The sequence below is a fragment of the Pseudomonas sp. O230 genome (assembly GCF_045447035.1).
Lineage (GTDB): Bacteria > Pseudomonadota > Gammaproteobacteria > Pseudomonadales > Pseudomonadaceae > Aquipseudomonas.
In genome coordinates, this window is record NZ_JBJGXN010000006.1 from 291,026 (window position 1) to 314,294 (window position 23,269).

26 protein-coding genes and 5 pseudogenes are annotated in these 23,269 nt (G+C 54.0%); 7 read left to right on the plus strand and 24 right to left on the minus strand.

Annotated features, from left to right (window positions below; genetic code table 11):
- Nucleotides 1–278: 278 nt before the first annotated feature.
- The 7 genes and pseudogenes from ACI77H_RS14910 to ACI77H_RS14940 all read right to left on the minus strand — a co-directional run bounded on the left by ACI77H_RS14910 (nt 279) and on the right by ACI77H_RS14940 (nt 6,288).
- The gene (locus ACI77H_RS14910) at nt 279–500 is read right to left on the minus strand and encodes a hypothetical protein (RefSeq protein ID WP_407012561.1); all 222 of its coding nucleotides are present in this window, start codon (nt 498–500) and stop codon (nt 279–281) included.
- 199 nt (nt 501–699) lie between these two features.
- A pseudogene (locus ACI77H_RS14915) lies at nt 700–1,676 on the minus strand (IS5 family transposase).
- A gap of 473 nt (nt 1,677–2,149) precedes the next feature.
- The gene (locus tag ACI77H_RS14920; protein WP_407012562.1) at nt 2,150–3,187 is read right to left on the minus strand and encodes an ABC transporter substrate-binding protein; all 1,038 of its coding nucleotides are present in this window, start codon (nt 3,185–3,187) and stop codon (nt 2,150–2,152) included.
- Between the two features lie 257 nt (nt 3,188–3,444).
- Nucleotides 3,445–3,723: pseudogene (locus tag ACI77H_RS14925) on the minus strand (DUF6130 family protein); the annotation flags it as partial.
- 875 nt (nt 3,724–4,598) lie between these two features.
- A complete protein-coding gene (locus ACI77H_RS14930; protein WP_407012563.1) occupies nt 4,599–4,964 on the minus strand; it encodes a histone-like nucleoid-structuring protein, MvaT/MvaU family in 366 nt (121 codons plus the stop codon).
- 113 nt (nt 4,965–5,077) lie between these two features.
- Complete coding sequence (locus tag ACI77H_RS14935; protein ID WP_407012564.1) at nt 5,078–5,719, minus strand: DUF1109 domain-containing protein; 642 nt, start codon at nt 5,717–5,719, stop codon at nt 5,078–5,080.
- The gene (locus tag ACI77H_RS14940; protein WP_094468393.1) at nt 5,716–6,288 is read right to left on the minus strand and encodes a sigma-70 family RNA polymerase sigma factor; all 573 of its coding nucleotides are present in this window, start codon (nt 6,286–6,288) and stop codon (nt 5,716–5,718) included. The genes ACI77H_RS14935 and ACI77H_RS14940 overlap by 4 nt, the downstream gene beginning before the upstream one ends.
- Before the next feature lie 262 nt (nt 6,289–6,550).
- Here ACI77H_RS14940 and ACI77H_RS14945 point away from each other — a divergent pair, with 262 nt between their 5' ends.
- The 5 genes from ACI77H_RS14945 to ACI77H_RS14965 all read left to right on the plus strand — a co-directional run bounded on the left by ACI77H_RS14945 (nt 6,551) and on the right by ACI77H_RS14965 (nt 9,892).
- Nucleotides 6,551–6,841: a DUF2282 domain-containing protein gene (locus ACI77H_RS14945; protein ID WP_208668277.1), complete on the plus strand. Its 291-nt coding sequence runs from the start codon at nt 6,551–6,553 to the stop codon at nt 6,839–6,841.
- Between the two features lie 28 nt (nt 6,842–6,869).
- On the plus strand, nt 6,870–7,724 hold the full coding sequence (locus ACI77H_RS14950) for a DUF692 domain-containing protein (RefSeq protein WP_407012565.1): 855 nt from the start codon (nt 6,870–6,872) through the stop codon (nt 7,722–7,724).
- Nucleotides 7,721–8,485: a putative DNA-binding domain-containing protein gene (locus tag ACI77H_RS14955; protein WP_407012566.1), complete on the plus strand. Its 765-nt coding sequence runs from the start codon at nt 7,721–7,723 to the stop codon at nt 8,483–8,485. The genes ACI77H_RS14950 and ACI77H_RS14955 overlap by 4 nt, the downstream gene beginning before the upstream one ends.
- Nucleotides 8,486–8,520: 35 nt before the next feature.
- Complete coding sequence (locus ACI77H_RS14960) at nt 8,521–8,994, plus strand: DoxX family protein (RefSeq protein WP_166589626.1); 474 nt, start codon at nt 8,521–8,523, stop codon at nt 8,992–8,994.
- Nucleotides 8,995–9,145: 151 nt separating this feature from the next.
- A complete protein-coding gene (locus ACI77H_RS14965; protein ID WP_407012567.1) occupies nt 9,146–9,892 on the plus strand; it encodes a YkgJ family cysteine cluster protein in 747 nt (248 codons plus the stop codon).
- Nucleotides 9,893–9,929: 37 nt separating this feature from the next.
- Here ACI77H_RS14965 and ACI77H_RS14970 read toward each other — a convergent pair whose 3' ends face one another.
- The 4 genes and pseudogenes from ACI77H_RS14970 to ACI77H_RS14985 all read right to left on the minus strand — a co-directional run.
- Nucleotides 9,930–10,628 (minus strand): glutathione S-transferase N-terminal domain-containing protein, encoded by a 699-nt coding sequence (locus ACI77H_RS14970; RefSeq protein ID WP_407012568.1) that lies wholly within the window; start codon nt 10,626–10,628, stop codon nt 9,930–9,932.
- Nucleotides 10,629–10,640: 12 nt separating this feature from the next.
- Complete coding sequence (locus ACI77H_RS14975) at nt 10,641–11,318, minus strand: glutathione S-transferase family protein (protein WP_407012569.1); 678 nt, start codon at nt 11,316–11,318, stop codon at nt 10,641–10,643.
- A gap of 21 nt (nt 11,319–11,339) precedes the next feature.
- Nucleotides 11,340–11,753 (minus strand): TetR family transcriptional regulator C-terminal domain-containing protein, encoded by a 414-nt coding sequence (locus ACI77H_RS14980; RefSeq protein WP_407012715.1) that lies wholly within the window; start codon nt 11,751–11,753, stop codon nt 11,340–11,342.
- 39 nt (nt 11,754–11,792) lie between these two features.
- Nucleotides 11,793–11,951, minus strand: a pseudogene (locus tag ACI77H_RS14985) (TetR/AcrR family transcriptional regulator); the annotation flags it as partial.
- A gap of 198 nt (nt 11,952–12,149) precedes the next feature.
- Here ACI77H_RS14985 and ACI77H_RS14990 point away from each other — a divergent pair.
- Nucleotides 12,150–13,028: a patatin-like phospholipase family protein gene (locus tag ACI77H_RS14990; protein WP_407012570.1), complete on the plus strand. Its 879-nt coding sequence runs from the start codon at nt 12,150–12,152 to the stop codon at nt 13,026–13,028.
- Between the two features lie 19 nt (nt 13,029–13,047).
- Here the strand turns inward: ACI77H_RS14990 and ACI77H_RS14995 are convergent.
- The 7 genes and pseudogenes from ACI77H_RS14995 to ACI77H_RS15025 form a co-directional block, all read right to left on the minus strand.
- Nucleotides 13,048–13,383 (minus strand): annotated as a pseudogene (locus ACI77H_RS14995) (DUF4113 domain-containing protein); the annotation flags it as partial.
- Nucleotides 13,384–13,855: 472 nt separating this feature from the next.
- Nucleotides 13,856–14,458, minus strand: a complete 603-nt coding sequence (locus ACI77H_RS15000) for a hypothetical protein (protein WP_407012571.1) — start codon at nt 14,456–14,458, stop codon at nt 13,856–13,858.
- A gap of 115 nt (nt 14,459–14,573) precedes the next feature.
- The gene (locus ACI77H_RS15005; RefSeq protein WP_407012572.1) at nt 14,574–14,858 is read right to left on the minus strand and encodes a hypothetical protein; all 285 of its coding nucleotides are present in this window, start codon (nt 14,856–14,858) and stop codon (nt 14,574–14,576) included.
- 273 nt (nt 14,859–15,131) lie between these two features.
- Nucleotides 15,132–15,488 carry a hypothetical protein gene (locus tag ACI77H_RS15010; protein ID WP_407012573.1) on the minus strand — a complete coding sequence of 119 codons (357 nt, stop codon included), beginning with the start codon at nt 15,486–15,488 and terminating at the stop codon, nt 15,132–15,134.
- 49 nt (nt 15,489–15,537) lie between these two features.
- Entirely contained in the window at nt 15,538–15,942 is a 405-nt protein-coding gene (locus ACI77H_RS15015) for a DUF6957 family protein (RefSeq protein ID WP_407012574.1), read from the minus strand.
- 9 nt (nt 15,943–15,951) lie between these two features.
- Nucleotides 15,952–16,302 carry a hypothetical protein gene (locus ACI77H_RS15020; RefSeq protein ID WP_407012575.1) on the minus strand — a complete coding sequence of 117 codons (351 nt, stop codon included), beginning with the start codon at nt 16,300–16,302 and terminating at the stop codon, nt 15,952–15,954.
- Between the two features lie 89 nt (nt 16,303–16,391).
- On the minus strand, nt 16,392–17,129 hold the full coding sequence (locus ACI77H_RS15025; RefSeq protein ID WP_407012576.1) for a metallophosphoesterase: 738 nt from the start codon (nt 17,127–17,129) through the stop codon (nt 16,392–16,394).
- Nucleotides 17,130–17,430: 301 nt separating this feature from the next.
- Here ACI77H_RS15025 and ACI77H_RS15030 point away from each other — a divergent pair, with 301 nt between their 5' ends.
- A complete protein-coding gene (locus tag ACI77H_RS15030) occupies nt 17,431–17,904 on the plus strand; it encodes a helix-turn-helix domain-containing protein (RefSeq protein WP_407012577.1) in 474 nt (157 codons plus the stop codon).
- 482 nt (nt 17,905–18,386) lie between these two features.
- Here ACI77H_RS15030 and tmk read toward each other — a convergent pair.
- From tmk to fabG, 6 genes and pseudogenes are all read right to left on the minus strand, one after another.
- Nucleotides 18,387–18,680, minus strand: a pseudogene (tmk, locus tag ACI77H_RS15035) (dTMP kinase); the annotation flags it as partial.
- A 19-nt stretch (nt 18,681–18,699) separates the two neighbouring features.
- On the minus strand, nt 18,700–19,920 hold the full coding sequence (gene mltG, locus ACI77H_RS15040) for an endolytic transglycosylase MltG (protein WP_407012578.1): 1,221 nt from the start codon (nt 19,918–19,920) through the stop codon (nt 18,700–18,702).
- Between the two features lie 3 nt (nt 19,921–19,923).
- The gene (gene pabC / locus ACI77H_RS15045; protein ID WP_407012579.1) at nt 19,924–20,739 is read right to left on the minus strand and encodes an aminodeoxychorismate lyase; all 816 of its coding nucleotides are present in this window, start codon (nt 20,737–20,739) and stop codon (nt 19,924–19,926) included.
- On the minus strand, nt 20,739–21,983 hold the full coding sequence (fabF, locus tag ACI77H_RS15050) for a beta-ketoacyl-ACP synthase II (protein WP_407012580.1): 1,245 nt from the start codon (nt 21,981–21,983) through the stop codon (nt 20,739–20,741). Before fabF ends, pabC begins: the two co-directional genes overlap by 1 nt.
- Before the next feature lie 109 nt (nt 21,984–22,092).
- Nucleotides 22,093–22,329, minus strand: a complete 237-nt coding sequence (acpP, locus tag ACI77H_RS15055) for an acyl carrier protein (protein WP_150631730.1) — start codon at nt 22,327–22,329, stop codon at nt 22,093–22,095.
- 191 nt (nt 22,330–22,520) lie between these two features.
- Nucleotides 22,521–23,264: a 3-oxoacyl-ACP reductase FabG gene (gene fabG / locus ACI77H_RS15060; RefSeq protein WP_007942004.1), complete on the minus strand. Its 744-nt coding sequence runs from the start codon at nt 23,262–23,264 to the stop codon at nt 22,521–22,523.
- Nucleotides 23,265–23,269 lie beyond the last annotated feature (5 nt).

Sequence of the window (23,269 nt, forward strand, 5' to 3'; positions counted from 1 at the left end):
CGGGTCTAGTCAGGATGACTAGACCCTTTTTTTACTTCATCATGAAAATGCCCGCCCTCGAATCAAAGATTGCAGGGAGGATCCACGCTTCACTGAAGCACAAAACACGCAGTTCAGGGCCTCTCCACGTGGTTTAACGGGTAGGCACCTGCCCCGGCTTTTTCCTGAAAACTATAGACTCGCGTTTTGGCGCTCCTTTCCAGCCCTGGTCAAGGAAGTAGCGGATGCCACGCGCCTTGAGTATCGGACTCACATTGAAATCAACGCGGCGATAAAAATTACATCGAGTGCACCAGAACCCCTTCTTGCTGCGCTTCGCGGCTGACGCTTGTCTTCAGCGGTCTGGCGCCTGCAGCAATGTTTACCCTCTCGTCGTTCTTCTTCAAAGAAAAGCTCAGCGTCCGCAAAATTTTAGTGATCGTTTTCGCAATCGTGCGCGTACTCGTGTTGACGCTACCGACATCAGACGGCTCAGGTGAGAACACTTTGGCAGACATCATCTTCCGCGAACCTTCTGTCGATACCTTCTACTGCAAGGTGCGTGATTGCTGCTAAGGAGACGCTGAACAATTAACCCTTTCTCGCCGCCCTCCGTTTTCAAGCCATTTTTTCAACCCTTCGGCCTTATTCTGCGTTTCTGGGGCCGATATCTGCGCACATTTTTCTGATTTGCGGGCCAGCCTCGTCTTTCAGACGGATTTATCCCGCCTCCCGTTGCAAATAACGCTTGGCCAGCATCAGATTGGCCAGCCCAAATAGGCTGAACAACTGCGCCGTGTTCTTTTCCAGCCCGCGATAACGGACTTTGCGATGATTGAAGCGCACTTTGATCACTTGGAACGGATGCTCTACCTTGGCACGCAGTTGCGCCTTGGCGTATTCAATCTTGCGCTTGACCCGGAACAGCAAGCTGCCTTTGCCGTGATGCTGGTAGCTGCTTGGCCGTGCTGCAATCGACCAGATAACCTCCCGTTCTGCATGCTCCGGTCGCTTGGCCGCACCGGTGTATCCAGCGTCACTCGAAGCATAGGTTTCGGCACCGTGCAGCAACCTGTCGACCTGGGTGACATCCGCCACGTTGGCTGCCGTCACGACCAGGCTGTGCACCAGCCCCGACGTGGCGTCGACACCGACATGGGCCTTCATCCCAAAGTGCCACTGATTGCCTTTTTTCGCCTGATGCATCTCAGGATCGCGCTTGCCTTCTCGGTTCTTGACCAAGGGCGGCGCGGCGATCAGGGTAGCGTCGATGATAGCGCCGTCCTTGAGCAGCAGACCCCGGCTGGCCAGATGCTGGTTGATCGATTCAAACATCACTCGCGTCAGTTGATGGGTTTCCAGCAAGCGGCGAAATCGCAGCAAGGTGGTAGCATCCGGTGCCGACTCACGGCCTAGGTCGATGCCGATAAAACCACGAATGGCCTGGCTGTCGTAGACGGCATCTTCGGTGCCTTCGTCGGAGAAACCGAAACACTGCTGCACGACATACATGCGCAGCATGCGCGACAACCCAATTGCACGGCGCCCGCTTGCCTGTGGTGTCGCTACAGAACGGAACGACTTGCGCCTCCAGTTGTGCCCAGGGCACCAGCTGCTCGAGGTCAGCCAAGAAGCCGATCGCGACGAGTCTGCTTTTTCTTGCCGGTGTATTCGAGTTCGAAGAAGGTCTTCTGCACTTGCGTAACAAGGCTCACGGAGAGGGGGCCGGTTGGCTATTTTGGCAGCGTCTCCCTAAGAAATTGGACGTGGAATTACCACTGGCTGCGATGGCTGCGAATGTTTGCCTGATAGGTACGCCCCCACGCTGTCTATGGCCACATGGCAGTGATTATCTTTGAATGGACGCCTCTGACGGATGCTTACGTTTGGGTAATGACTATTAGTGCACGTTAGTCTTGGTAGCGCAGTAGGTTTTGTTTTTAAAAGGCGTTACTGAAATCCCTGCAAGGGAAACTTACATGCCCATAGCCGTGATGCATATTGCCGTATCATTTCTCTCAGCCATGTCTGTAACGAACATCTTCGTGTATCGGCCAAAATTAGTAAGTTAAGAAGCCTTAGCATTTCAAATTATCCAGGAATAAAGCGAGCAAAAAAAAATGGCCGCCCTAAGGCGACCGAAAGATTACTGCGTGGAGAACGTTTCTGACTATTTAGCTGCCCATGAGTTGAATCTCTGTTCAAGTTGGTCTCCATGATCAACCCAAAATGAGGCATCCATCGCTGTCTGCTGCGCCAAGTTTGCTTGATCTGTTGGCATGCTGCTTCGCCGAGCCACGTCTATAAGTGGAACTGCCTCCTTGTTAACGGGGCCATATGCAATTTGCTGGGCAAAAGCCTTCTGAGAATCTGTTTGCAATACGAACTCAATAAAGCGCAAACCCTCCGCTTTGTTTGTAGATCCTTTGGGGATGACAAATGCATCCATATTGTAAATACCACCATTCCAGACAATCCGAAGATTGCTCTCTTTCTGAACTGCAGCAATACGCCCATTGTAAGCGGAACTCATTACAACATCACCGGACAAAAGGTACTGAGGTGGCTGAGCCCCAGCCTCCCACCACTGAATATAGGGTTTAAGCTGGTCAAGTTTCGCGAATGCTCTGTCCTGCCCTTCGCGAGTGCCAAGCACCGAATAGACATCTTGGGGCGCAACACCATCAGCTAACAGTGCAAATTCAAGCGTATACATTGCCCCTTTACGCAGACCGCGCTTGCCTGGAAACTTCTGGACATCCCAAAAATCAGACCAACCAGTAGGAGCTGTCTTTAGCTTATCCGAGTTATAAGCCAAAACTGTAGACCACACAAAAAAAGCTACGCCGCAAGGTTGCACCGAGCCGTCTAAAAGATCAGGGCTCAACTTAGATATGGCAGGCTCCTCACCGATCTCCTCCAACATTCCCAGTTCACAAGCCCGCGCTATTTCGGGCATTTCCATTTCGACCACATCCCAAGACACACTTCCAGTATCGACTTGAACCTTCACCTTCGCCATTTCACCGTTAAATTCACCGGCGACAATCCGAGTCCCGGTCTTCGCAGTGTAGGGTTCATAAAAAGCTTTGAGTTGTGCGTCCTTGTTCGCCCCTCCCTGCGATACCACTACGATATCGGCATGCGCCTGCAGGGAAATAGCGAAACCAAAAACCAACGAAAAAAAACTACTGAGGACTATTTGCATTTATTGTCGTCTCCGGTGAGCCAGGAACTACCCTTGAAAGGCACTATCAGCGGTCGCAACTGACGTCGCGCTTAGTTACCAATCGCAAGCTGCCGCTCAGTTTTAAAGGCCCAACTATTTCTGCACAATCAGACGAAATTACAAATCCATCAAGCGCACTCATACATCTGCACAAATGACGAACAACAAAGAGAGGTCTTAGGGTACGGTGCCGACAGTCCAACCAAGATAATCGGGTCTTCACTGGTATGCGCCTATGTACCTTTCCAGTCATCGACGGTCACGTGAAGGTGTCACCAGCAGATTTCCAAATACCGACATGATCCTGACGTGCTCTGTTCGGTACTGTAAGATCACCACTCTGCGAGCGAGCGGTTCGCCAGTGACGGATAGGCGATGAGTTTTGGCAGCGTCTCAGACCCCAACGGGAGTATTGCTGGGTGATGACCGATGTCTGCTTCCCCTTGAGAAAACGCTGATGTGCAAGAAAAGCCGCACAACGTAAAGAAAATCAGATTTCTGAGAGCGAGGGGCATGAAATTATTCTTCCGCGATATCCAAGGCTAGATCAAACTAACCAATTGTCTATGCCGCAGAGATCGTCTTGCATGAAGTCCGCTCCTGGACGAATAGCAGTTAGAGGCGACATCACTACCGCTTAGTACCAGCGACGTTTAGTTTGGAAAGCGGAAGGTGGCTCCCATCACTGCTCGCGCATTATCTGGTGCAAAATCAGTCACCTGCCTGCAGTGGAAAAAGCTCATCAGGATTTCGAGAATCAGCATTCATTTTGGCGCACGCTTTTTCGCCAGCAGTTCTATCCGGGTATCCCGCGTTCAGACGTACTTTTTCCTAGTTGTCATAGATGTCGAATCCGCTGGACACCGTCTGTGCGTAGTATCGCACTCCGACGCGGGAAAATTCATGATCGACTGGGATTACGGGAACAAGAACGTATCTCAATTGCATTTTCGTGTTTCCCCCAGATACAGATCTTAGTATTAATTGCTTGGATGAACACCGCCAGCGCAACTCATCGGTATTCGAGGGTGAGGTGGATTGCTATGCGGATTAATTCTGACCTTAGTGAGAGGCTGTTTCGGGTCGACGTCTGCCTGTTGCCACCGTCAGCTCTGGGTCGCTCTTTGCCGGACGTGACCAAGCACTCAATTTAGTTGCTTGAACGGGAGCCCTCGGGTGATCAAACCGATAATGCTGTTACGCCGAAGCTTCGCCTCCATGCGCTGGCGTACTAGAGTCACATTATGGATTGCGGCAACCATAGCCGGCCTGCTGGTGGTGGTTTTTGCAAGGCTAGCCGATATAGCCCTGGCGCAGTTTACTCAACAGAAGCCTAAAATTTTTCAAATGAAAAAGGCCCTCGAAGGGCCTTTTTGTACTCAAATCAAAATCACTTGGTCAGCCAGGACTCAACTGTCACGGAGCCGTGCTCTGCTTTCCATTCTTTCAAGGTCTTGTGGTTGCCGCCTTTGGTTTCGACGACTTCGCCGGTGTGCGGGTTTTTGTAGACCTTCACTTGGCGTGGTTTGCGAGTGCCGGCTTTTGAATCCGTTGCTGGTGTGCGACGACCAGCATTTGGATCTAGCAGGTTGATGACAGCCTTCAGGCTGTAACCGTACTTGGCAAGCAGGTCACGCAGCTTGGATTCGAATTCGATTTCTTTCTTGAGGCCAGCGTCACCTTTCAGCGCTTCCAGAGCCTGAAGCTGTTCGGCGAGGTGCTTTTCGAGTTGGCGGAATTCTGCGAGTTTAGACATGGTGAATCTCTTATGTGATTTGTGTGTATGAAGAAAGCGCTTGGCAAATACATCTTTCGCGCCTGGAGCGAAACTCCATGAAGAACAACCGATGCATTATCGACCATTAATTGCTACCAACGAAGCCATCGGTGTCCGAGTAGAGCGCCTACAGCGGTCGGAACTAGCATGCCCAACATGTACCAAGCCCCCCAAAATGGAGCCTCCATTTCAGGGCAATGCAGGCAATAGGCAATCGTAGCCATCGCACTCGCCAATAATCCACCACAGGCACCCGTCAGTGACAGTCGCGTCGGGGCCATCCCGCGTAGGGCCCAGAAAACAGCAATAAACCCAGGAATCGAGAGCAAGGTGATGTTCATCGCGCATACCCGCCAAGTCTTACCCAGAATGATCGCGACGCGCGTATCGGGAACTGCAGTCATGAGGACATAGAGGGTACCGGCCCACACCGCTGCCACCGCTGCACCGATCAGGAGGCTTCCGGTGCCCGGAGTTACTCCAGGTCTTGCCAGTCGCGTCACCACGCTCAGAGCGCCGATCATCAGACTCAGCGGGAAGGCGATCTTCGCCCAGAAGATAGGGGTTGTTGCAACTGTGGCCAGGTCTGGGCGGACACCCAATATGGTAGTCACCAGCAAGGTGGCAACTACAAGCCCTGCCAGCACCGCAACACTGAAGCGTTTGGCAAGCGCATGCCGGTCTACCGGGGTGATCCCGGAGGCGAGCATGCCAATAAAATCATCAGTTTTCATAGTGCACCTCTAATCTTAAGTGCCAGCGCTTTAAGCCCGCGATGGACGCCGATCTTAACGGCTGACTCCGACAAACCTGTCATTTGCGCAGTTTCTGTGACGGACAATCCCTCAAGCTTCACGTGCATGATCGGCAGACGCTGACGCTCAGGTAATTGCTCAAGTAACTTGCCCAGGTCGCGACTGGCCTGCGCCGGTTCAAGGTGAGGCTCGGCAAACAATTCCGCCGCATCGTCGAGGGTGTCGTTGAAGACCTCATGGCGCGACCGTCCTCGGAAAAAATCTGTGAGTTTGTAGCGGGTGATGGCAAAAACCCACGCCGTCAGGGGTTGATCCGTCTGATACGTATGGCGACCGTTATGCACGGCCAGCAGCACCTCTTGCAGCAAGTCCTCGATTTCACTGGGCTGGCGTTGCAGCCGGGCGCGCAAAAAGCCGCGTACATGACCACTTAACACCGACAGGAACGAGCGATAAGCCCGCTCGTCGCCCTCAAGGCCTGCGAGGAACAGAGCCTGAAGCTGCATCTCTCGGCTGCGCAACGCGTCGTTACATGTAGTTCGTTCCATCGTCCGCCCTGGTTACACGAGGAGTAAAAATTTTTTTGTACCTATTCAACGCCAGACCTGACGACAGGCAACGGATGATGCTTGCGCTCAAGGACATAAGGCAACAATCAACCTTGTTTGCGGCTTATGAAAAGTTTTTGAAAAATATTTTGTGGTGGCTGTAACCGGAAAGGAGAAGCCAGCGAACTACTTATCGGATCGCAAGTACAGAGCATCCTGCACTGATACGACGACCCATCCCCATGATCCCGGAGTAACAGCCATGAACAATCTGAAACTTGCCGCCCTCGCCGTTGCCTTTTCTTCCTTCGCCGCTGGCGCCATTGCCGCAGAGACCCCAACCGCAGCCGGTTCCATGGATAAAGCAGGTGCCATGGAAAAATGTTACGGCGTTGCCATGGCTGGTCACAACGATTGCAAAGCCGGCGCCGGCACCACCTGTGCAGGCACTGCCAAAATGGACTATCAGCCTAACGCCTGGAAAAACGTTCCAGCGGGTACTTGCACCAGCATCAAGACGCCAAAAGGCACCGGCACCCTCACACCTATGTAATTCCGTCACCATGGGGCACACGCCAATCATGAATAAGCCATTCCAGATGGGGGCCGGACTCGGTCTCAAACCGAACCATTATGAGGACGCCCTCGAGTGTACCGTCGAGGGTCTCTGGTTCGAAGTTCATCCGGAAAACTACATGGTTGGCGGTGGGCCCCGTTTGGCATGGCTGGAAGCCATTGGTGAGCGACACCCACTGTCGTTGCATGGTGTATCGCTATCACTGGCCGCCGATTGCCCGCCGGACGAAGAGCATTTGCAACGTCTGAAAATGCTCACGGATCGCGTTCAACCGGCCTTAATCTCCGAGCATCTGGCGTGGTCAACCTGGCGCGGAAAGTACCATCCTGACCTACTGCCCTTTCCCCGTAACGGAGAAGCCTTGCAGCGCATCGCAGGCAATATTCAACGCACACAAGATATCCTCGGACGTCGCATTGCGATCGAAAATCCGACCCACTATTTGCACTTCGATGGACATGACTACAGCGAGCTCGACTTTCTCACCGAGCTGAGTCGGCGAACGGGCTGCGGTTTGCTGCTGGATGTGAATAACGTGCACATCAGCGCCCATAACCTGGGGTTCGATGCGTGTACCTATCTGGATGCGTTTCCGGCGAAAGCGATCATGGAGATTCATCTAGCAGGATTCGCCGAAGATCCTGGCAACTCCACGTTACTGATTGATACCCACGATGCCCCTATCGCCGAGGACGTCTGGTCTTTGTATCGACGTCTGATCGAGAGGATCGGCCTGCGCCCTACACTGATTGAACGTGATGATCATATCCCTGACTTCGACGTTTTACTGGCCGAACGCAACCGGGCACAGACCGTGTTGAACCTTGGGCAAAACCAGCGATTGCAGGTGGCGATATGAAACCATCCCTTGCGAGTTTTCAGGATGCATTCGTGGATGCGTTGTATGGCATCGAATCATCCCTCATGGACTCACTTACCACTCAGCCTGGTTTTACGGTGTATCGCAATACAGTACTCAAGGGTTCGACTGATGCGCTGCTCGCCAACTTTCCAACTGTTGAGCGCCTGGTGGGCACTGACTGGCTCAGAAGTGCGGTGGCGATATACGCACGCCTTTCGCCGCCAACGGATGCCCGGTTGCTGCACTACGGCACCGACTTCCCCCGCTTTCTCGACGAATTTGAGCCTGCGCGAGAAATGCCTTACTTAGGCGGTGTCGCCCGGCTGGATTTACTCTGGACAAACGTTCATTGCGCCATTGATGAACCGGGTCTGGAGTTGACCGACTTGTCGCAGTTTACCGAGACAGAGCTTGGCAATCTGTGGCTGACACCAAGGGCCGCAGCCGGTTGGCTCTGGTTACCTGACTGCCCGGCCTACACGATATGGCGTGTCAATCGCGAACAACTGGAAATGCCAGAGGAACTCGAATGGCAAGGCGAAGGCGCGCTGCTGACACGTAAAGCCGGTCGCGTGCATTGGCAACCCGCCAGTGCTGCTGATTGTGCCTTTCTCGACGCCTGTACAGCGCACCTGCCCCTCGATCTCGCGGCAGATAAAGCCATTGAAGCCGAACCAGACCTGAATCTGGAGAATCTCATTATCCGCCTGGTGAGTGCCGATGCATTCGTTTCTATGGACTTGGATCTTTCCTCCTGAAAAACCGGTTACTGACATCATTAAAGGAGCACGACATGGACACTCTCCAAAACCGCTCACCCGCCGCTGACCATTCCCTGCGCGGACTCTGGAATCTCGTAGCGAACCGGCTGAGCACACTCATCGGCGATTCGTTTTTGGTTCTGGTGGCGCGCATTGCTATTGCCGCCATTTTCTTCATGTCCGGACGCACCAAAGTCTCGGACTTTATGACAATCACTCCGAGCACATACGAGCTTTTCCGTACGGAGTACGCATTGCCGTTGATCTCTCCAGAACTGGCGGCGCACCTCTCGACGTACAGCGAGCATCTGTTTCCTGTGCTTCTGGTGCTGGGTCTGTTTACCCGTCTATCAGCATTGGCATTGCTGGGCATGACCTTTGTAATCGAAGTGTTTGTGTACCCCGATGCCTGGCCAACTCACCTCTCTTGGGCAGGCCTACTGCTGCTCATAGTCGCGCGCGGGGCTGGATCACTTTCACTTGATCGGCGGCTGGGCATCCGATGAAACCTTCACCATTGAGCATGGTTGCAGACAGCAACCTTGCTCATGGTTTTCGGCAACCCGTGTACCGCTAAACGCTTCGTTCTCCGTGCGCCGCAAATCACGCCAGTACAACGCCCGCCTTCCGTAGGGCTGCAACTTCCAGGTAATTCACATGCAAAGTAATGCCGTCCGATTTTCCTGTGTAGGCTGCGGTATTTGCTGCAAAGGCAGACTGATACCGTTGACGTTAGCTGAGGCACAACAGTGGCTGACTCGGGGGGATGAAGTCGCAGTGATTGTCGAAGCCTTCGACGAATCGAACTGGCCTCGTTCATCAGAGGAATTCGCCCACGCCAAAGGTCGGTCGGTAAGCGTTCGTTGTGGCGATGCACGGATAAACGTCATAGCCGTATTTGCTGGCAAAGCCCTCGAGCAATGTCCCAACCTCAGAGCGGATAATCTGTGCGGTATCTACGACGAGCGCCCGTTGGTTTGTCGAATTTATCCAATGGAAATCAACCCATTTATCCCCTTACGCCAAGACAACAAGGTGTGCCCGCCAGAAGCGTGGGAGAGCAACGATATTCTATGTACCGATGGACGAGCCAATCCAGCGCTAGAAGCGCTCATCCATCAGTCTCGATTGGCAGACAACTCCGACGCCACAAGCAAAGTCGCCATTTGTGCGCAACTGGGATTAAATGTGGCGAGCTGGAAAGACAATGCGCTGGCCGTTTATTTTCCGCATCGGACAAAACTGCTAGAGGCGATAGACAGCGCCAAAGGTGATTCAGAGGATTATCCCGACTTTGAGTGGCAAGTGCGGGTCGATGATCCATCACTAGGTGAACGATTGGCCATGGCGAATCTGGCAATGGCTGTCAACGATTCCACCGATTACATCTTCCATACCTTATGAATTGCCTTCACAGACCGACCACACATGTATGTTTCGCTTATCGAACCGTGCTCGCGTCCTGGTTGAATAGCAGCTTGCGTGTTTCCTCGTCGACCACCGGTGCGGTGTTGATTCGTTCCGCCAGCGCATAAGCACGCTTTGTCGCAGGTCGATCACCTACTCGCTCAAACCAGTGAGCCAAATGAGGGAAATCGGCAAGGTCTTGCTGCTGCCGCCTGTGAGGCACAATCCATGGATAGCTGGCCATATCGGCAATGCTGTAGTCGCCAGCGATGTAGTCACGGCCATCCGCCAAGTGTTTGTTCAGCACGCCATACAACCGAGCCGTCTCCTTGATGTAGCGCTCTTGCGCATAGGGAATTGGCTGCGGAGCGTATTGGACGAAGTGATGGTTCTGTCCTGCCATTGGGCCCAACCCGCCCATCTGCCAGAACAGCCACTGCAAGGCTTCATTACGGCCTCGCAGATCATCAGGAATGAACTGATGAGTTTTGTCTGCCAGGTACAACAAAATGGCGCCCGACTCGAAGACTGACAACGGCTGACCACCGTCCAGTGGCTCATGATCGACAATGGCTGGAATACGATTATTGGGAGCAATTTTTAAAAATGAAGGCGTGAATTGCTCCCCCTTTCCAATGTTCACTGGCACGATGCGATAAGGCTGCCCTGACTCCTCAAGGAACAAAGTGATCTTGTGGCCGTTTGGAGTAGTCCAGTAATGCAAATCGATCATGACCTGGAACCTCTACTGAGAAATCTGCGGGAACATTGCCTTGCGAGCGTCAGCATCCATCTCTGTCTTGTAACTGTGCTGGGTCTTCAGCGCTTCAGCACGCTGGGCAGCCGGACGCGCATTGATGTCGTCGAGAAGCCGTTTCACGTTTGGAAGTTTTTCCCAAGCCTGTTCACCCAAAATGAACGGTACTGCACGCGCCCAACCCCAGACGGCCATATCCACCAACGTGTACTCACTTCCTAGCATGTAAGGCTGGTTCGCCAGGCGATCGTTGATAATCGACCAGTGACGCCAGGCCTCAAAGGTGTAGCGAGTCACGGCGTAGTCTTTCGGTTCTGGTGCGAAGTGTTTGAAATGCACCGCCTGGCCAGAATACGGGCCAATGCCAGTCGCAACGAACATGAGCCAGGTATACATTTCGCCGCGTATTTTGAGGTTGTCGGCAGGCAGGAACTTCCCGCTCTTTTCGGCCAGATAAAGCAGTATGGCGTTGCTGTCGAACACTACGTTCTCGCCGTCGACCAAAGCCGGCGTCTTGGCATTGGGGTTGATCTTGAGAAACGCCGGATCGTGTTGCTCCCCCTTTCGCGTATCGACAGGGATGAGCTCGTACTCAAGACCCGCTTCCTCCAGGAAAAGAGCGACTTTCGCGGGGTTGGGAGACGGGTGATAGTAGAACTTGATCATGTTGACTCCGTACAGTGGCTTTCAATGAGTGTCGCAGAGCGCCAGGGGCGGAAGCCCAAGGCTGTTGAGTGCAGTACCAATAGCGTCTGCTACACACGCAGGATCCCGGTTGATCCGTGCCAACACGCGAATCCCAAGCAATACGCTGAGCAAGTGATGAGCGCCCTGCTTTGCATCGATCCCTGTGGCGACTGCGCGTTGCAAGCTGAAGGCATGTAGGCGGCTTTCAAAAAAACTGCGGATGGTCTCAAGTTCCTCTGACACTGCCTGACGCAAGTCTGCGTCCTCTGCATTCGTTTCGAGGGCAGAGTTCACCAACAGGCATCCACGATTCAGCGGATCGTTCAGCGTGCGATACAGCACTTCTGCAAAGAAACCGGTAATGGCCAATCCTGGATCTGGCAACTCCTCGAGGCGCCGAATTCGCTCACGCACGCCACATTCCAGATAATGCTCAAGGGCGCGACGATAAAGACTGCGCTTGTCGCCAAAAGCGTTGTAAAGGCTCGGCTGGTTAAGGCCTGTACACCTGACAAGGTCTCTGGTTGAAGTGCCCTCGTATCCCTGAGTCCAAAATGCCTCGACTACGGAGGTTAGAACCTTTGATTCATCGAATGTACGAGGCCGGGCCATTGACTGGGGTGCTCTGCAGGTTTGTCGTAGACGGTAACACAGGTTTTGTATCGGCCGACACAAAATAAAATTAGCACCTGACCACACGACTCACCTACCGGTCGGGCGTTTCAATGTTGCAAGCGTTGGGATTGGGGAAGCGCATTTACACCAGCTACGCTTGTAACGTCTGGAGCGCGTAACCACTGGAGGTTAACTATGCCCACGGTAAAAACCGCACTTGTCCTCGCGGGTGGCGGTAGCCTCGGCGCAGTTCAGGTTGGCATGTTGCAAGCTCTGGTCGAGGCGCAGGCTTCATTCGACCTGGTGGTGGGTGCGTCGGTCGGTGCCATCAACGGTGCGTACTTCGCCGCCAAACCGAACGCGCAGGGAGTGGCGGAACTAGCGAACTTCTGGCGAGGCTTGCGCAAGGACGATGTGTTCCCATTCTCGGTACTCGACACGCTCACGGCGATACTGCAGCGACGCGGGCATCTGCTGCGCGCGTCAGCATTACAACGCCTGGTGCGCCGATCGCTGCCGGTCGAGCTGATCGAAGACACTGTGTTGCCACTGCATATCGTCACCACCAATCTGCTCAGCGGTGCCGAAGAACTGCTGTCCAGTGGTAATGCTGAACAGGCGTTGCTCGCCAGTGCCGCAATCCCGCTGGTGTTTCCCTCCGTGCGAATTGGCGAGAAGTTCCTGATCGACGGCGGCGTAGCCAGCAATACCCCAATTGCCAGTGCGGTTGCCCTGGGGGCAGCGCGGATCGTGGTGGTGCCCACCGGTTTCGGTTGTGCTTGCCCGAGACCGCCGCTCGGGCTCGTGGCGCTAGCCCTGCACACACTGAACCTGATGAGCATGCGCCAACTGGTGCGCGACATTGAACTGTACTCCCCGCGCGCCTCTATCCATGTCGTTGCGCCCTTGTGTCCACTGGACGCCTCGGTGTTCGACTTCAGCCAGACCGATCAGCTGCTGCAGCGCGCATATCATACGACCCAAACGTGGATTGAAGGGGGAGGATTGATCCGCACCGGGATTCCGGACTCATTGCAGGCGCACACCCATCATGTAGGCAAGGATAATGGCTAGTGCTTTACCAGATCACTGCTCATTTGCAGTACACCGTCCAAAGCTGATCCACCCGAGTCGTAAAGCTCTGACTCATCATCTCCCTTCGCATTCCCCAATCGGGATCTGTAGGCACACCAGCCACGCGCAGCGTACCTCTGCCCCACCTCGCGTTTATCGCATCCAACACCCCCATAACCTTCTCAGTGGCAACTGGCTGGGAGATCGAGAACAGGTCTTCCGTGTACTCACCTTTCTGGCAGAGGCTAAGCAGGAGCACCTCGGCTTTGCTGTACTTGAAACCTGTTCGGTAGACCCGATCCACTGCGTCCACCGCAGCCTTTGTCATCAAACGCACGTCATCCGTTGGGCACGGTGCGGATTCCACGGCCATCCGGCCACCTATTCCATGAACATCCGGCCGCTGATTCCACGGTGATGGGAAACCTGCAGGGACTTTGAATGAGTAGAACGGGAGCTGGACTCCCCCTTCTGCCATCGGGCCGAGGATGGTGACGCTCATGGAGGGCGCCTTAAGCTAACTGTATATGCATACAGTTAACGTTGAAGCGCGCTTGCGGTCAATCTTGAGCGAGGAAAATTACGACCGATGGACTCCTTGGAAGCAAAATCTTAAGGCTGGCCAAGAGGTATCGAAGGCTGCGGTATGAGGTTTTTTTCGTTGTGCCGCCAGCAATAATGCAGTCGCTTCTCCGCGTAAGCGGCTAAAGCCCAAACGACCCGGAGCAATATTCGGCAGCAAGGGTAAAGGCTCAAGATGCCAAGGCCGCGCTTGGGAGGCGAGGCCAGCTGTGTCGGGATAGTGGAAGGTACGCCTTCGACAAGTATCAGGTCGCGCATACTCCTTTTGCGTACTCCTGATTAACCTGCGCTTTTGGCTTTGTTGCTAGAAACACTGCAGTCCAAAGCTGTTCCGCTAGCCACTGCGCTTCGCTTCGGCTGAGATGCCAGCGAACCCAACCGAAATACATACAGACGTATTGGCCATCTAGTTTGATCTGAAAATCATAGATAGCCTCTTCACCATCCTTGAATTCCCGCATCGGCTCGGGATCAAGCAGGACTCCTGTAATTAGGAATTTACTACCAGTCATCACGACTTGGAGCAGCTCAGATGTTTCCTGTGATCCAAACGACTCATGACGCTCAATGAGAACAGTCCAATGATCGTGGGCCGTTTGGATATTAGACTTATCCGACTTCGGGTGATCGTGATCAAACGAGCTGAGTACTGCTTTGATCAGAGCAGGCGCGATCTCATAAGCTTGCTGTGTGGTGAAGCATGCTTTGAAGTCGTGTAAGGCCACACGTATGAGTCGAGACGAAGTGAGTTTGACCGCCGCACGATAATGCTCGTCTGTTCCTGGAAAAGTGAAAAACTCAGAGGACTTGAAGGTGAGGCGGGATTTCAAACGGTTGTTATCGCTCATAGCACTCTCAAATTGGTTTCCTAAATCCAATTCGGCCTACTTCCATCAAACCTTTAACATTTACAAAAAAAATATCACAGATAAGGCGCTCCATTTGTAAATGGACGAGGGACTGTCAGTCGTCTCCCCAAGGATCAAATTTTCCCCCGTACTTGGCATGTAAGGCGCGATGTCGTTTGATCTGCCAAATCCACGGATCGTAGTCATCAGGCAACGTGGCGAGCGTGGCGCTGATGATCATTTGCACTGTTTCGTCGCGCAACAAGCGGCGAGTCAAATCGCGGCATTCGCCGAGCGTTACAGCACCATGCATGACATGATTTTCTTTCACATAGCGGTCGGTCATACCTACGCGCATATGACCGTATTCCTCCACGTCATCGGGGTAAATGTCTTCCAAGCTAAGGTGTCCCATTTCGAGCTCCAAGGCAAAAAACCGCTAGTAGGAGAGTACTCAAGCGTTGTCCGTGGACGCTATGGATAGGCGTGCACCATTGATGTAATCGCCCCTTCGCGCCAGCGCCTTCAAAAGCCAGCTAACAACAGGCGATCTAGTGTGCGCGATAGCCTCAGGTCAGATACCACCGTCGTGAGAGCCTGCCTTGAGCACACCCTGCGTACCAAACGAAGTGATTCCACAATCGCCACGTTGGAGCGTTGCTGAATTTCCACGTCAGCATCGCTCACCTGTTTGAAGCAACTCACGAAAACTTTTCCGTCCTACGCCTCGTATGAAACTTCCGAGAACGTAGTTGCCACTTTGAGTTTCAAGAAGCCAGAAACGTCCCTCTTTCCATACCCTCTGAATTTTCCCTGTTTGAAGAAGGCCGCCATCTGCTGGGCGAAAAGCGTCACCTTGCTCAACGTGACCGAATGACACGCCATGGCACATGTCATTTGCGATGAAGGCATCGCTGATGAATGCTGTGACCGGTACCGAATACTTTCGGACGCTCGCTTGATCAAGGCGACGCAGTTGAAAGTCGGTCAACGCTTTGCTATGAAATTCGACTTCGATGATTTCAGGCATTCAACAAAGACTCCAAATGACTCCAAAATGAATTGTCGGCAAACATCCCTTACCCGACCGACATCGAAAAAGCAGCCGCAACGGTCGCTTCTTTTCGCTGGCCTGGGCCCCAGAGAAGGTAGACGGTGTTCTTGGTTTCAAACATGCAGCCGTAAAGGAAAGATACTCCGAAGTTGCTCCGCACCCACATGCTCGGTTGGAAGCGACCCTTGCTGTCCAAGACTACTTCGTGAGCGTACAAAGTCGCTGGTAGCAGTCCGAGGCTTTTCAGCTTTTCTCCCTCATCAGGTGTCACAGTGAGGTCGATCAAGATCCACTGCCGCACCACGCAGAAGGCCTTACCAGGGAAGACAGTTTCTGCAAAAAAGATCAGGTCGTCCTGTGTACCGTGCCAGCCAGGCGTTTCTTCTCCTGCCCCATAGAGGAGTTGAGAGATTTCATCCAAGGTCACCATAGCGGTATCTCAAGTTGGTTTAGGTTGAGGAACGCTTGTATAGGTCTGCCCCGCCATGGTTACGAATTCATAGATTGGTAGTTCTTTGTCAGAGCTTTGCAATCTGATTTCGGCAAGCGGCTCCATTAGACGTTCACTTTGTCGGTTCATCCACGGTGGGGAGTTGAGATATACCATGGTTACAGCAAGAAATTCGGAATCTCCCGAGTTGCAAATAGCTTGAACAGATGCTGCGTCGCAGACGAGGCGTGTGCTTGGCCCCATAGTCCCATCGAAGAACCCCACACCTTCTATCAAGAAAAAATATTGGTTGTGACTAAGATCTACTGACTTCCACAGCAAGAGGTTTTCATCCGGCATTTTAAATCTCCCTTGCAGCTGACTCTCGTTTGTTCTGAACACAACACAGTTCCTGGCTGACGATTTATTTATTTAGCGCTCATCTGAATTCAGATAGTAAGTATTAGATCACTTACAAAACCGGTCTCTTCAAAAGGATAGCCCCTTGGATTGGACGCATAGCGAATGCCTTCTATGGTTTTGTGGTAGCCGACATGCGTATGTCCATGCAACCAAATGTCTATATTGCATCCTGCAAACTCCCGCCAATCATTGACATAAGCTGCAGCCAAATGCCCCATTTCATATTTAATCCCAGGCGCGCACTCCGGCAAGGGCGCATGATGCGTTACGACAACCGTCTTTCCTTGATGCTTGGTAGACAAGTTCGAGAGCAACCATTGTTTCGTAAATTGCGACTTTTGCTGGAGGTCTATTGGCCTTATCCGGTGGTAATGATTTCCTGCTCTGATTTGTTTGTAGTCATTCATGGAAATCTGAGCGGCAAGCATTGCAGTGGTGACGTTGTCTGTTGAGTAAAAATCAGTCCAACCTGTAGTACCAAGAAATCTTACGCCATCAATCACTACTTCATCGTTCTCTAATACGTGAACATGAGGGAGTGCCTTCTCACGCATTTTTTCCAACGTTCGGTTTAGGTGGCCTTTGTAAAACTCGTGGTTTCCAGCAACGTAGATCACAGGGCAGTGGAAGTTTTTGTTAGCCCATACCACCCCTCTGGCTAGTAGATCGATGTCTCCTGCCAAGACAACGACATCCGCAACCTGCGTAGAAGGAGAGAAATCTTGAAACTCAAGGTGGAGGTCTGACAGCAAATGAATTTTCAAAATCTCCTCCCTTAAAAAGACTATCTGCGCCGTCAATTAATGACTATTGTTTGCCAGGGGTACTGAACGCGCTGGAGTGAAAATGTACCACTTAAAAATTTCAGTCGGAATCTTTGCGGGTGGTGCCGAGTTGATTTATCAGCTGCTATCGAACAAGAAGCAAAGTGATCTGTCATTCCGCGCTTCCTGATAATTTGCTACTGGATACCCAGCCAACCAAATCAAGATCCCACTTTAGGTATTATATTCCATGGCATGGGATTGTTCAATATGGCCTTATCCTCGCTTTTGAGGATTCGCCATGATCATGAGGGAATCGCTGGCGGCAGTACTCCGACTAGTTCGATCTGCTCGCGGCCTTTCGAAGGAAGATCTTCAAGAGCAGATTGATCCCAAGCATCTATACAATCTCGAGAACGCCAAGACCGGCATAACCCTCGATATGTTGAATACGACCTCCTCAGCATTGAGTGTCGATCCATTGGCTCTACTTGTGGTCGCATCATGTTTTGACAAAAAACTGTCTCTCGATGACGCTCTCGAACGTCTCCGCATAGAGATAAAGAGTCTCATCGACCTAGGGGTCGTGAAAGGATTGCCCGAGCAATTCGTTGATGGCTCACTCGTGCCCAGTAAGGCTGGCCAACGCTCATCTCTAGAAAAAATAGAAGCTGTGCTTCGTTGCCGCGCACAGGGGATGACGCAGAAAGAAGCGTCTGCCGTACTTGGTGTTCCGACTTCAACCGTTAACCGGATATGGCGGAAGCCGAAATAGGCAAACATCGAACGACAGCAAAGGAAGGCGGTTCCTATGGACAGTGATGCATTGGAATTTACCCATAACCGCCTTCCGCAGCTCCTTCCAAGAAAATCTCTCGCATTTGTGGGTAGCATCACCCAGTTTCTGGGTAGAGGAATTTTTGCGGTGCAGCTGACAGCGCGAGATGGCAAACCTAACTGAAATGTAAACCCCGCGCGCCCCTGAATACGGGCGATTTACTCTTTTCAGCATCCGAATTTTTTACCTACAGAAGCGATGAGCTATCCCCAGGTTTACAAAGCTGGTGAAAAAAAGCCTTCGAGGGGACTTGTTTACATTTTTTATCTAGGGCAGGCTATCAGCCGAATACATACGAATGTCGATCATTAAAAAAGGCTGGCATTTCGGGGGCTTGAAGGATTTTTCAAGCTGTACACTCATAGACTCAACAAACTTGAACTAGGTTTCCATTGGTAAGTCTTCCGAAATAGGAGGCGGGTAAAGCGATCGCACAACACCACCGCGCCACGGGACAACGCCGGGCGGATAACGCCGGCCAGGTGCTGGGCTCGCGCGGCAAACACCAACAACAACTCGGTGTCCGGGTCCATGACTTCATCGACCGGCGCCAACAGCACCTCGCGGATCCGCTCGGCCAATGGCGTACCCCCCGGCTCGCGGGTCAGCACCACTTCGATACCGGCGGCGCGCAGGCGCCCGGCGAGGTATTCGCGGTTGGTGCTCTTGCCGGCGCCTTCGGGGCCTTCCAGGGTAATAAACAAGCCAGTCACAGGCAGTCCTTAGTCAGAATCATTGCGGGCTTTGCGGCGCGGGTGCATCCGGTTCGGGCGCGGGTGCAGCAGCGGGCTCTTTAGCAGGTTCATGAGTTGCTTCTTGAGCCGGTTCTGGCGGCGTCACTGGCGGCAAGATCTCGGGCGCAGGGTCAGGCGAAGCCGCCGGGATCGGTGCCTGCTCGTTCGTCGCCTCTGGTGCGGTGACCGGCGCCGGGCTGGAGCGATAATCGGCGCGCCGCTTGAGCTGAAATTCACGCACCGCGCTGTTGTGAGCATCCAGATCATCGGAGAACACGTGGCTGCCATCACCGCGCGCGACAAAATACAGACTGTTGCCGGCCACCGGGTTCAGCGCTGCATGAATCGCTTCGCGGCCGACCATCGCAATCGGCGTCGGCGGCAGGCCAGAGATTACGTAGGTGTTGTATGGGGTCGCTTCCTTGAGATGGGCGCGGGTCAACTTGCCGTTGTAACGATCACCGAGGCCGTAGATCACGGTCGGATCGGTCTGCAACAACATGCCCATTTCCATGCGCCGCACGAACACCCCAGCGATTTGCCCACGCTCTTGCGGTACGCCGGTTTCCTTTTCCACCAGCGAAGCCATGATCAGCGCTTGATAGGGCTCGGTGTACGGCACGTCAGCCGAGCGCTGCGCCCATTCCTTGGCGAGGACGTCATCGAGGCGATCGTAGGCTTTTTTCAGCAGCTCGACGTCGGTCATGCCACGCACGAAACGGTAGGTATCCGGGAAGAACCGACCTTCCGGAAAGATCCCGGTATGACCGAGCTTGTCCATCACTTCGCTGTCGCTCAAGCCGTTCAGCGTCTGCTCAAGTTTTTCATCCTTGGCCAGGGCTGCACGGACCTGACGGAAATTCCAGCCTTCGACCAGGGTCAGGCTGTACTGAACCATTTCCCCGCGTTTCCACAGACCGATCAGGCCTTCTACGGTCATGCCGGGCTGCATGCGGTACTCGCCACTGTGCAACGGTTGTCCGGCCAGATTGAAGCGCCAATACACGCGCAGCCAAAACGCGTCCTTGATGACGCCATCGGCTTCGAGTCGATAGAAAGTGCGGGTAGGTGTCGTGCCCTTGGGCACCTCCAGCAATTCTTCCTGAGTGATGTTCAGCGGCTGTTCCAGCGCCGAATGAATCTTCCAGGCAGAAGCGCCCAACAACAGCCCCGCCAGAACCAGTCCGGTTTCCAGCAGCAGCAAGAATTTACGTCTCACGTATCAAGCATCCAGTAGCGCGCGGGCAATGGTTTGGAGTTTACGGGTGAGCGGCCCAACCGGCCAGCTCAGTGCTGCATAGGCGCGCACCGGCCAAACGCCATAAACGCTGTTGCAGACGAAGACCTCATCAGCCCATTGCAGCTGTTCCAGGGTGATGTCGGTGATTTGCGTGGAGATTCCCAACGACTCGGCTTGAAACAATAATTCCGCACGCATCACGCCGGCAACGCCGCAACGCTTGAGATCGGCGCCAATCAACACGCCATCGCGAACCAGGAACAGATTACTGAACACACCTTCAATCACGCGCCCGGCCTGATCGAGCATCAAACCTTCGGCATGCTCGGTGTCTTGCCATTCGGAACGGGCAATGACTTGCTCAAGACGATTCAGGTGCTTGAGGCCGGCGAGCAAGGGTTGTCTGGACAGTCGTGTAATGCAAGGAAACAGGCGGACGCCTTGCTCTGCATGCACAGCAGGATAAGCAGCGGGTGGATTGCCCTGAAGAATGCGTCGGGCCTGGGCCGCAGGATCGGGCGCGTAACCGCGCAGGCTGTCGCCGCGGGTAAGGATGAGTTTGAGCACGCCCTCACCCAGTGCTGCGGCGTAGGCCAGCAGCTCGCTACGGATCAACACGTGATCGGCAGTGATCGCCAGGCGTGAACAGCCTAGCGCCAGACGCGCCAGATGCCGGTCCAGCAACAGCGGCTGCCCGCCACGCACGGCAATGGTCTCGAACAGACCATCACCGTAAGCCAGGCCGCGATCCTTCAGCGACAGAGCGTCAGCCGGCTGACCGTCGACCCAGCTGTCCATCAGTCAGCGAACCGGCGGAACACCAGCGAGCCGTTGGTACCGCCAAACCCGAAGGAGTTGGACAGCACCACATCGATGTCCATGTTGCGCGCGGTGTGCGGCACGAAGTCGAGGTCGCAGCCTTCGTCCGGCTCATCGAGGTTGATGGTCGGCGGCGCCACCTGGCCGTTGATCGCCAGCACACTGAAGATCGCCTCGACCGCGCCCGCCGCACCCAAAAGGTGGCCGGTCATGGACTTGGTCGAACTGACGGCCAGCTTGTAGGCGTGATCGCCGAACACCGACTTGATCGCGCAGGCTTCGGCAAGGTCGCCGGCCGACGTCGAGGTTCCGTGGGCATTGATGTACTGGACTTGATCGACGTTGACCTTGGCGTCGCGCAAGGCATTGGTGATGCAACGTGCAGCACCCGCACCGTCAGCCGGCGGCGACGTCATGTGGTAGGCATCGCCGCTGGTACCAAAACCGATCAGTTCGCCATAGATGGTTGCGCCGCGTGCCTTGGCATGTTCCAACTCCTCAAGCACCAGCGCACCGGCACCGTCGGACAGGACGAAGCCATCACGGCCCTTGTCCCATGGACGGCTGGCGCGGGTCGGCTCGTCGTTGCGGGTAGACAGCGCACGGGAGGCACCGAAGCCGCCCATGCCCAGACCGCAAGCCGCCATCTCGGCGCCGCCGGCAATCATCACGTCGGCTTCGTCGTACATGATGTTGCGGGCTGCCATGCCGATGCAGTGCGTACCGGTGGTGCATGCGGTGGCGATGGCGTAGTTAGGTCCCTGTGCACCCAGATGGATCGACAGGAAACCGGAAATCATATTGATGATCGAGCCAGGCACGAAAAACGGAGAGATCCGTCGTGGGCCGGAATCATGCAGGGTACGGCTGGTGTCTTCGATATTGGTCAGACCGCCAATGCCCGAGCCCATGGCCACGCCAATGCGCTCACGGTTGGCGTCGGTGACTTCCAGACCGGAATTGCGCACTGCCTGAAAACCTGCGGCCAGACCGTACTGAATGAACAGGTCGAGTTTGCGAGCTTCCTTGACCGACAGGTACTCCTCGACATTGAAGCCCTTTACCGAACCGCCAAAACGGGTGGAATAGGCAGAAAGGTCGGTGTGTTCGATCAGACCAATGCCACTGCGGCCAGCCAGAATGCCCTGCCAACTGCTCGGCACATCCGTGCCCAGTGGCGACAACATACCCATACCGGTGACTACGACGCGTCTACGCGACACAGCACTCTCCTTTTTTCAAATGACGACTTTGCATCAGGCCTAAAGAAAAAACCGCACGCCATGATGGCAGTGCGGTTTTTCCATGACAGCTAGCAACGATTACAAGCTATTAAGCCTGGTGGTTAGTAACGTAATCGATTGCAGCTTGTACAGTAGTGATCTTCTCAGCTTCTTCGTCAGGGATTTCGGTCTCGAATTCCTCTTCCAGAGCCATCACCAGCTCAACGGTGTCAAGGGAGTCGGCACCCAGGTCTTCAACGAAGGAAGCAGTGTTGATCACTTCTTCTTCTTTAACGCCCAGTTGCTCAGCAACGATTTTCTTGACGCGCTCTTCGATGGTGCTCATACCTTGTTTTCACTCCTAATGGACAAATTCAGGCAGCTGGCCAGTGGGTAAGTGTATAGAAAGACTTTTCAGTTTTTCAACTGAAAGCTTCACTCCTCAAACCCGGCGACCCTCTGCCTATAAATAGATTGCAGCTTTATAACGGATTTTAGACAGCTCGTATGACATTTTTTTGAAGCAATCCGTCACATTTAACTCATGTACATCCCGCCGTTCACCGGGATTGTAGCCCCAGTAACGTAAGCCGCACCGTCGGATGCAAGAAAAGCGACCACAGACGCGATCTCTTGAGCTTGCCCCAGACGGCCCAGCGGAATTTGCGTCTGCAAGGCTTCACGCTGCGCCTCGGGCAGTTCGCGGGTCATATCGGTGTCGATGAACCCAGGGGCCACCGAGTTTACCGTAATCGAACGCGAACCGACTTCACGCGCCAGAGCACGGCTGAAACCTTCCAGACCTGCCTTGGCGGCAGCGTAGTTTACTTGGCCTGCGTTGCCCATGGCACCCACAACCGAGCCAATACTGATAATTCGTCCCCAACGGGCCTTTGTCATACCGCGCAAAACGCCCTTGGACAGGCGGAACAGACTGTTCAGGTTGGTATCGACGACGTCATGCCACTCGTCGTCTTTCATGCGCATCATCAGGTTATCGCGGGTGATACCGGCATTATTGACCAGGATCGCCGGCGCACCGAACTGCTCCTGAATGCTCGCCAACACCGCGGCAACGGATTCGTCGCTGGTGACATTGAGTTCCAGGCCGGTGCCTTGAATACCATTTTCTTTCAGGGTTGCGGCGATGCGTTCGGCACCCGAGGCGGATGTCGCGGTGCCCACAACGATGGCGCCCTGACGACCCAGCTCCAGGGCGATGGCCTGGCCGATACCGCGGCTCGCACCGGTGACCAGTGCAACTTTACCTTGCAGACTCATGCAAG

Coding starts and splice junctions, on each gene's coding strand:
- ACI77H_RS14975 (WP_407012569.1), bottom strand. CDS start 11,318: ATGATCAAGTTCTACTATCACCCGTCTCCCAACCCCGCGAAAGTCGCT.
- ACI77H_RS15015 (WP_407012574.1), bottom strand. CDS start 15,942: ATGGTGACCTTGGATGAAATCTCTCAACTCCTCTATGGGGCAGGAGAA.
- ACI77H_RS14910 (WP_407012561.1), bottom strand. CDS start 500: ATGATGTCTGCCAAAGTGTTCTCACCTGAGCCGTCTGATGTCGGTAGC.
- ACI77H_RS14935 (WP_407012564.1), bottom strand. CDS start 5,719: ATGAAAACTGATGATTTTATTGGCATGCTCGCCTCCGGGATCACCCCG.
- ACI77H_RS14965 (WP_407012567.1), top strand. CDS start 9,146: ATGCAAAGTAATGCCGTCCGATTTTCCTGTGTAGGCTGCGGTATTTGC.
- ACI77H_RS14955 (WP_407012566.1), top strand. CDS start 7,721: ATGAAACCATCCCTTGCGAGTTTTCAGGATGCATTCGTGGATGCGTTG.
- ACI77H_RS14960 (WP_166589626.1), top strand. CDS start 8,521: ATGGACACTCTCCAAAACCGCTCACCCGCCGCTGACCATTCCCTGCGC.
- ACI77H_RS15020 (WP_407012575.1), bottom strand. CDS start 16,302: ATGCCGGATGAAAACCTCTTGCTGTGGAAGTCAGTAGATCTTAGTCAC.
- ACI77H_RS14970 (WP_407012568.1), bottom strand. CDS start 10,628: ATGATCGATTTGCATTACTGGACTACTCCAAACGGCCACAAGATCACT.
- ACI77H_RS14930 (WP_407012563.1), bottom strand. CDS start 4,964: ATGTCTAAACTCGCAGAATTCCGCCAACTCGAAAAGCACCTCGCCGAA.
- pabC (WP_407012579.1), bottom strand. CDS start 20,739: ATGGACAGCTGGGTCGACGGTCAGCCGGCTGACGCTCTGTCGCTGAAG.
- ACI77H_RS14940 (WP_094468393.1), bottom strand. CDS start 6,288: ATGGAACGAACTACATGTAACGACGCGTTGCGCAGCCGAGAGATGCAG.
- ACI77H_RS14920 (WP_407012562.1), bottom strand. CDS start 3,187: ATGCAAATAGTCCTCAGTAGTTTTTTTTCGTTGGTTTTTGGTTTCGCT.
- fabG (WP_007942004.1), bottom strand. CDS start 23,264: ATGAGTCTGCAAGGTAAAGTTGCACTGGTCACCGGTGCGAGCCGCGGT.
- ACI77H_RS15030 (WP_407012577.1), top strand. CDS start 17,431: ATGATCATGAGGGAATCGCTGGCGGCAGTACTCCGACTAGTTCGATCT.
- ACI77H_RS14945 (WP_208668277.1), top strand. CDS start 6,551: ATGAACAATCTGAAACTTGCCGCCCTCGCCGTTGCCTTTTCTTCCTTC.
- ACI77H_RS14990 (WP_407012570.1), top strand. CDS start 12,150: ATGCCCACGGTAAAAACCGCACTTGTCCTCGCGGGTGGCGGTAGCCTC.
- acpP (WP_150631730.1), bottom strand. CDS start 22,329: ATGAGCACCATCGAAGAGCGCGTCAAGAAAATCGTTGCTGAGCAACTG.
- ACI77H_RS14950 (WP_407012565.1), top strand. CDS start 6,870: ATGAATAAGCCATTCCAGATGGGGGCCGGACTCGGTCTCAAACCGAAC.
- ACI77H_RS15010 (WP_407012573.1), bottom strand. CDS start 15,488: ATGCCTGAAATCATCGAAGTCGAATTTCATAGCAAAGCGTTGACCGAC.
- ACI77H_RS15000 (WP_407012571.1), bottom strand. CDS start 14,458: ATGAGCGATAACAACCGTTTGAAATCCCGCCTCACCTTCAAGTCCTCT.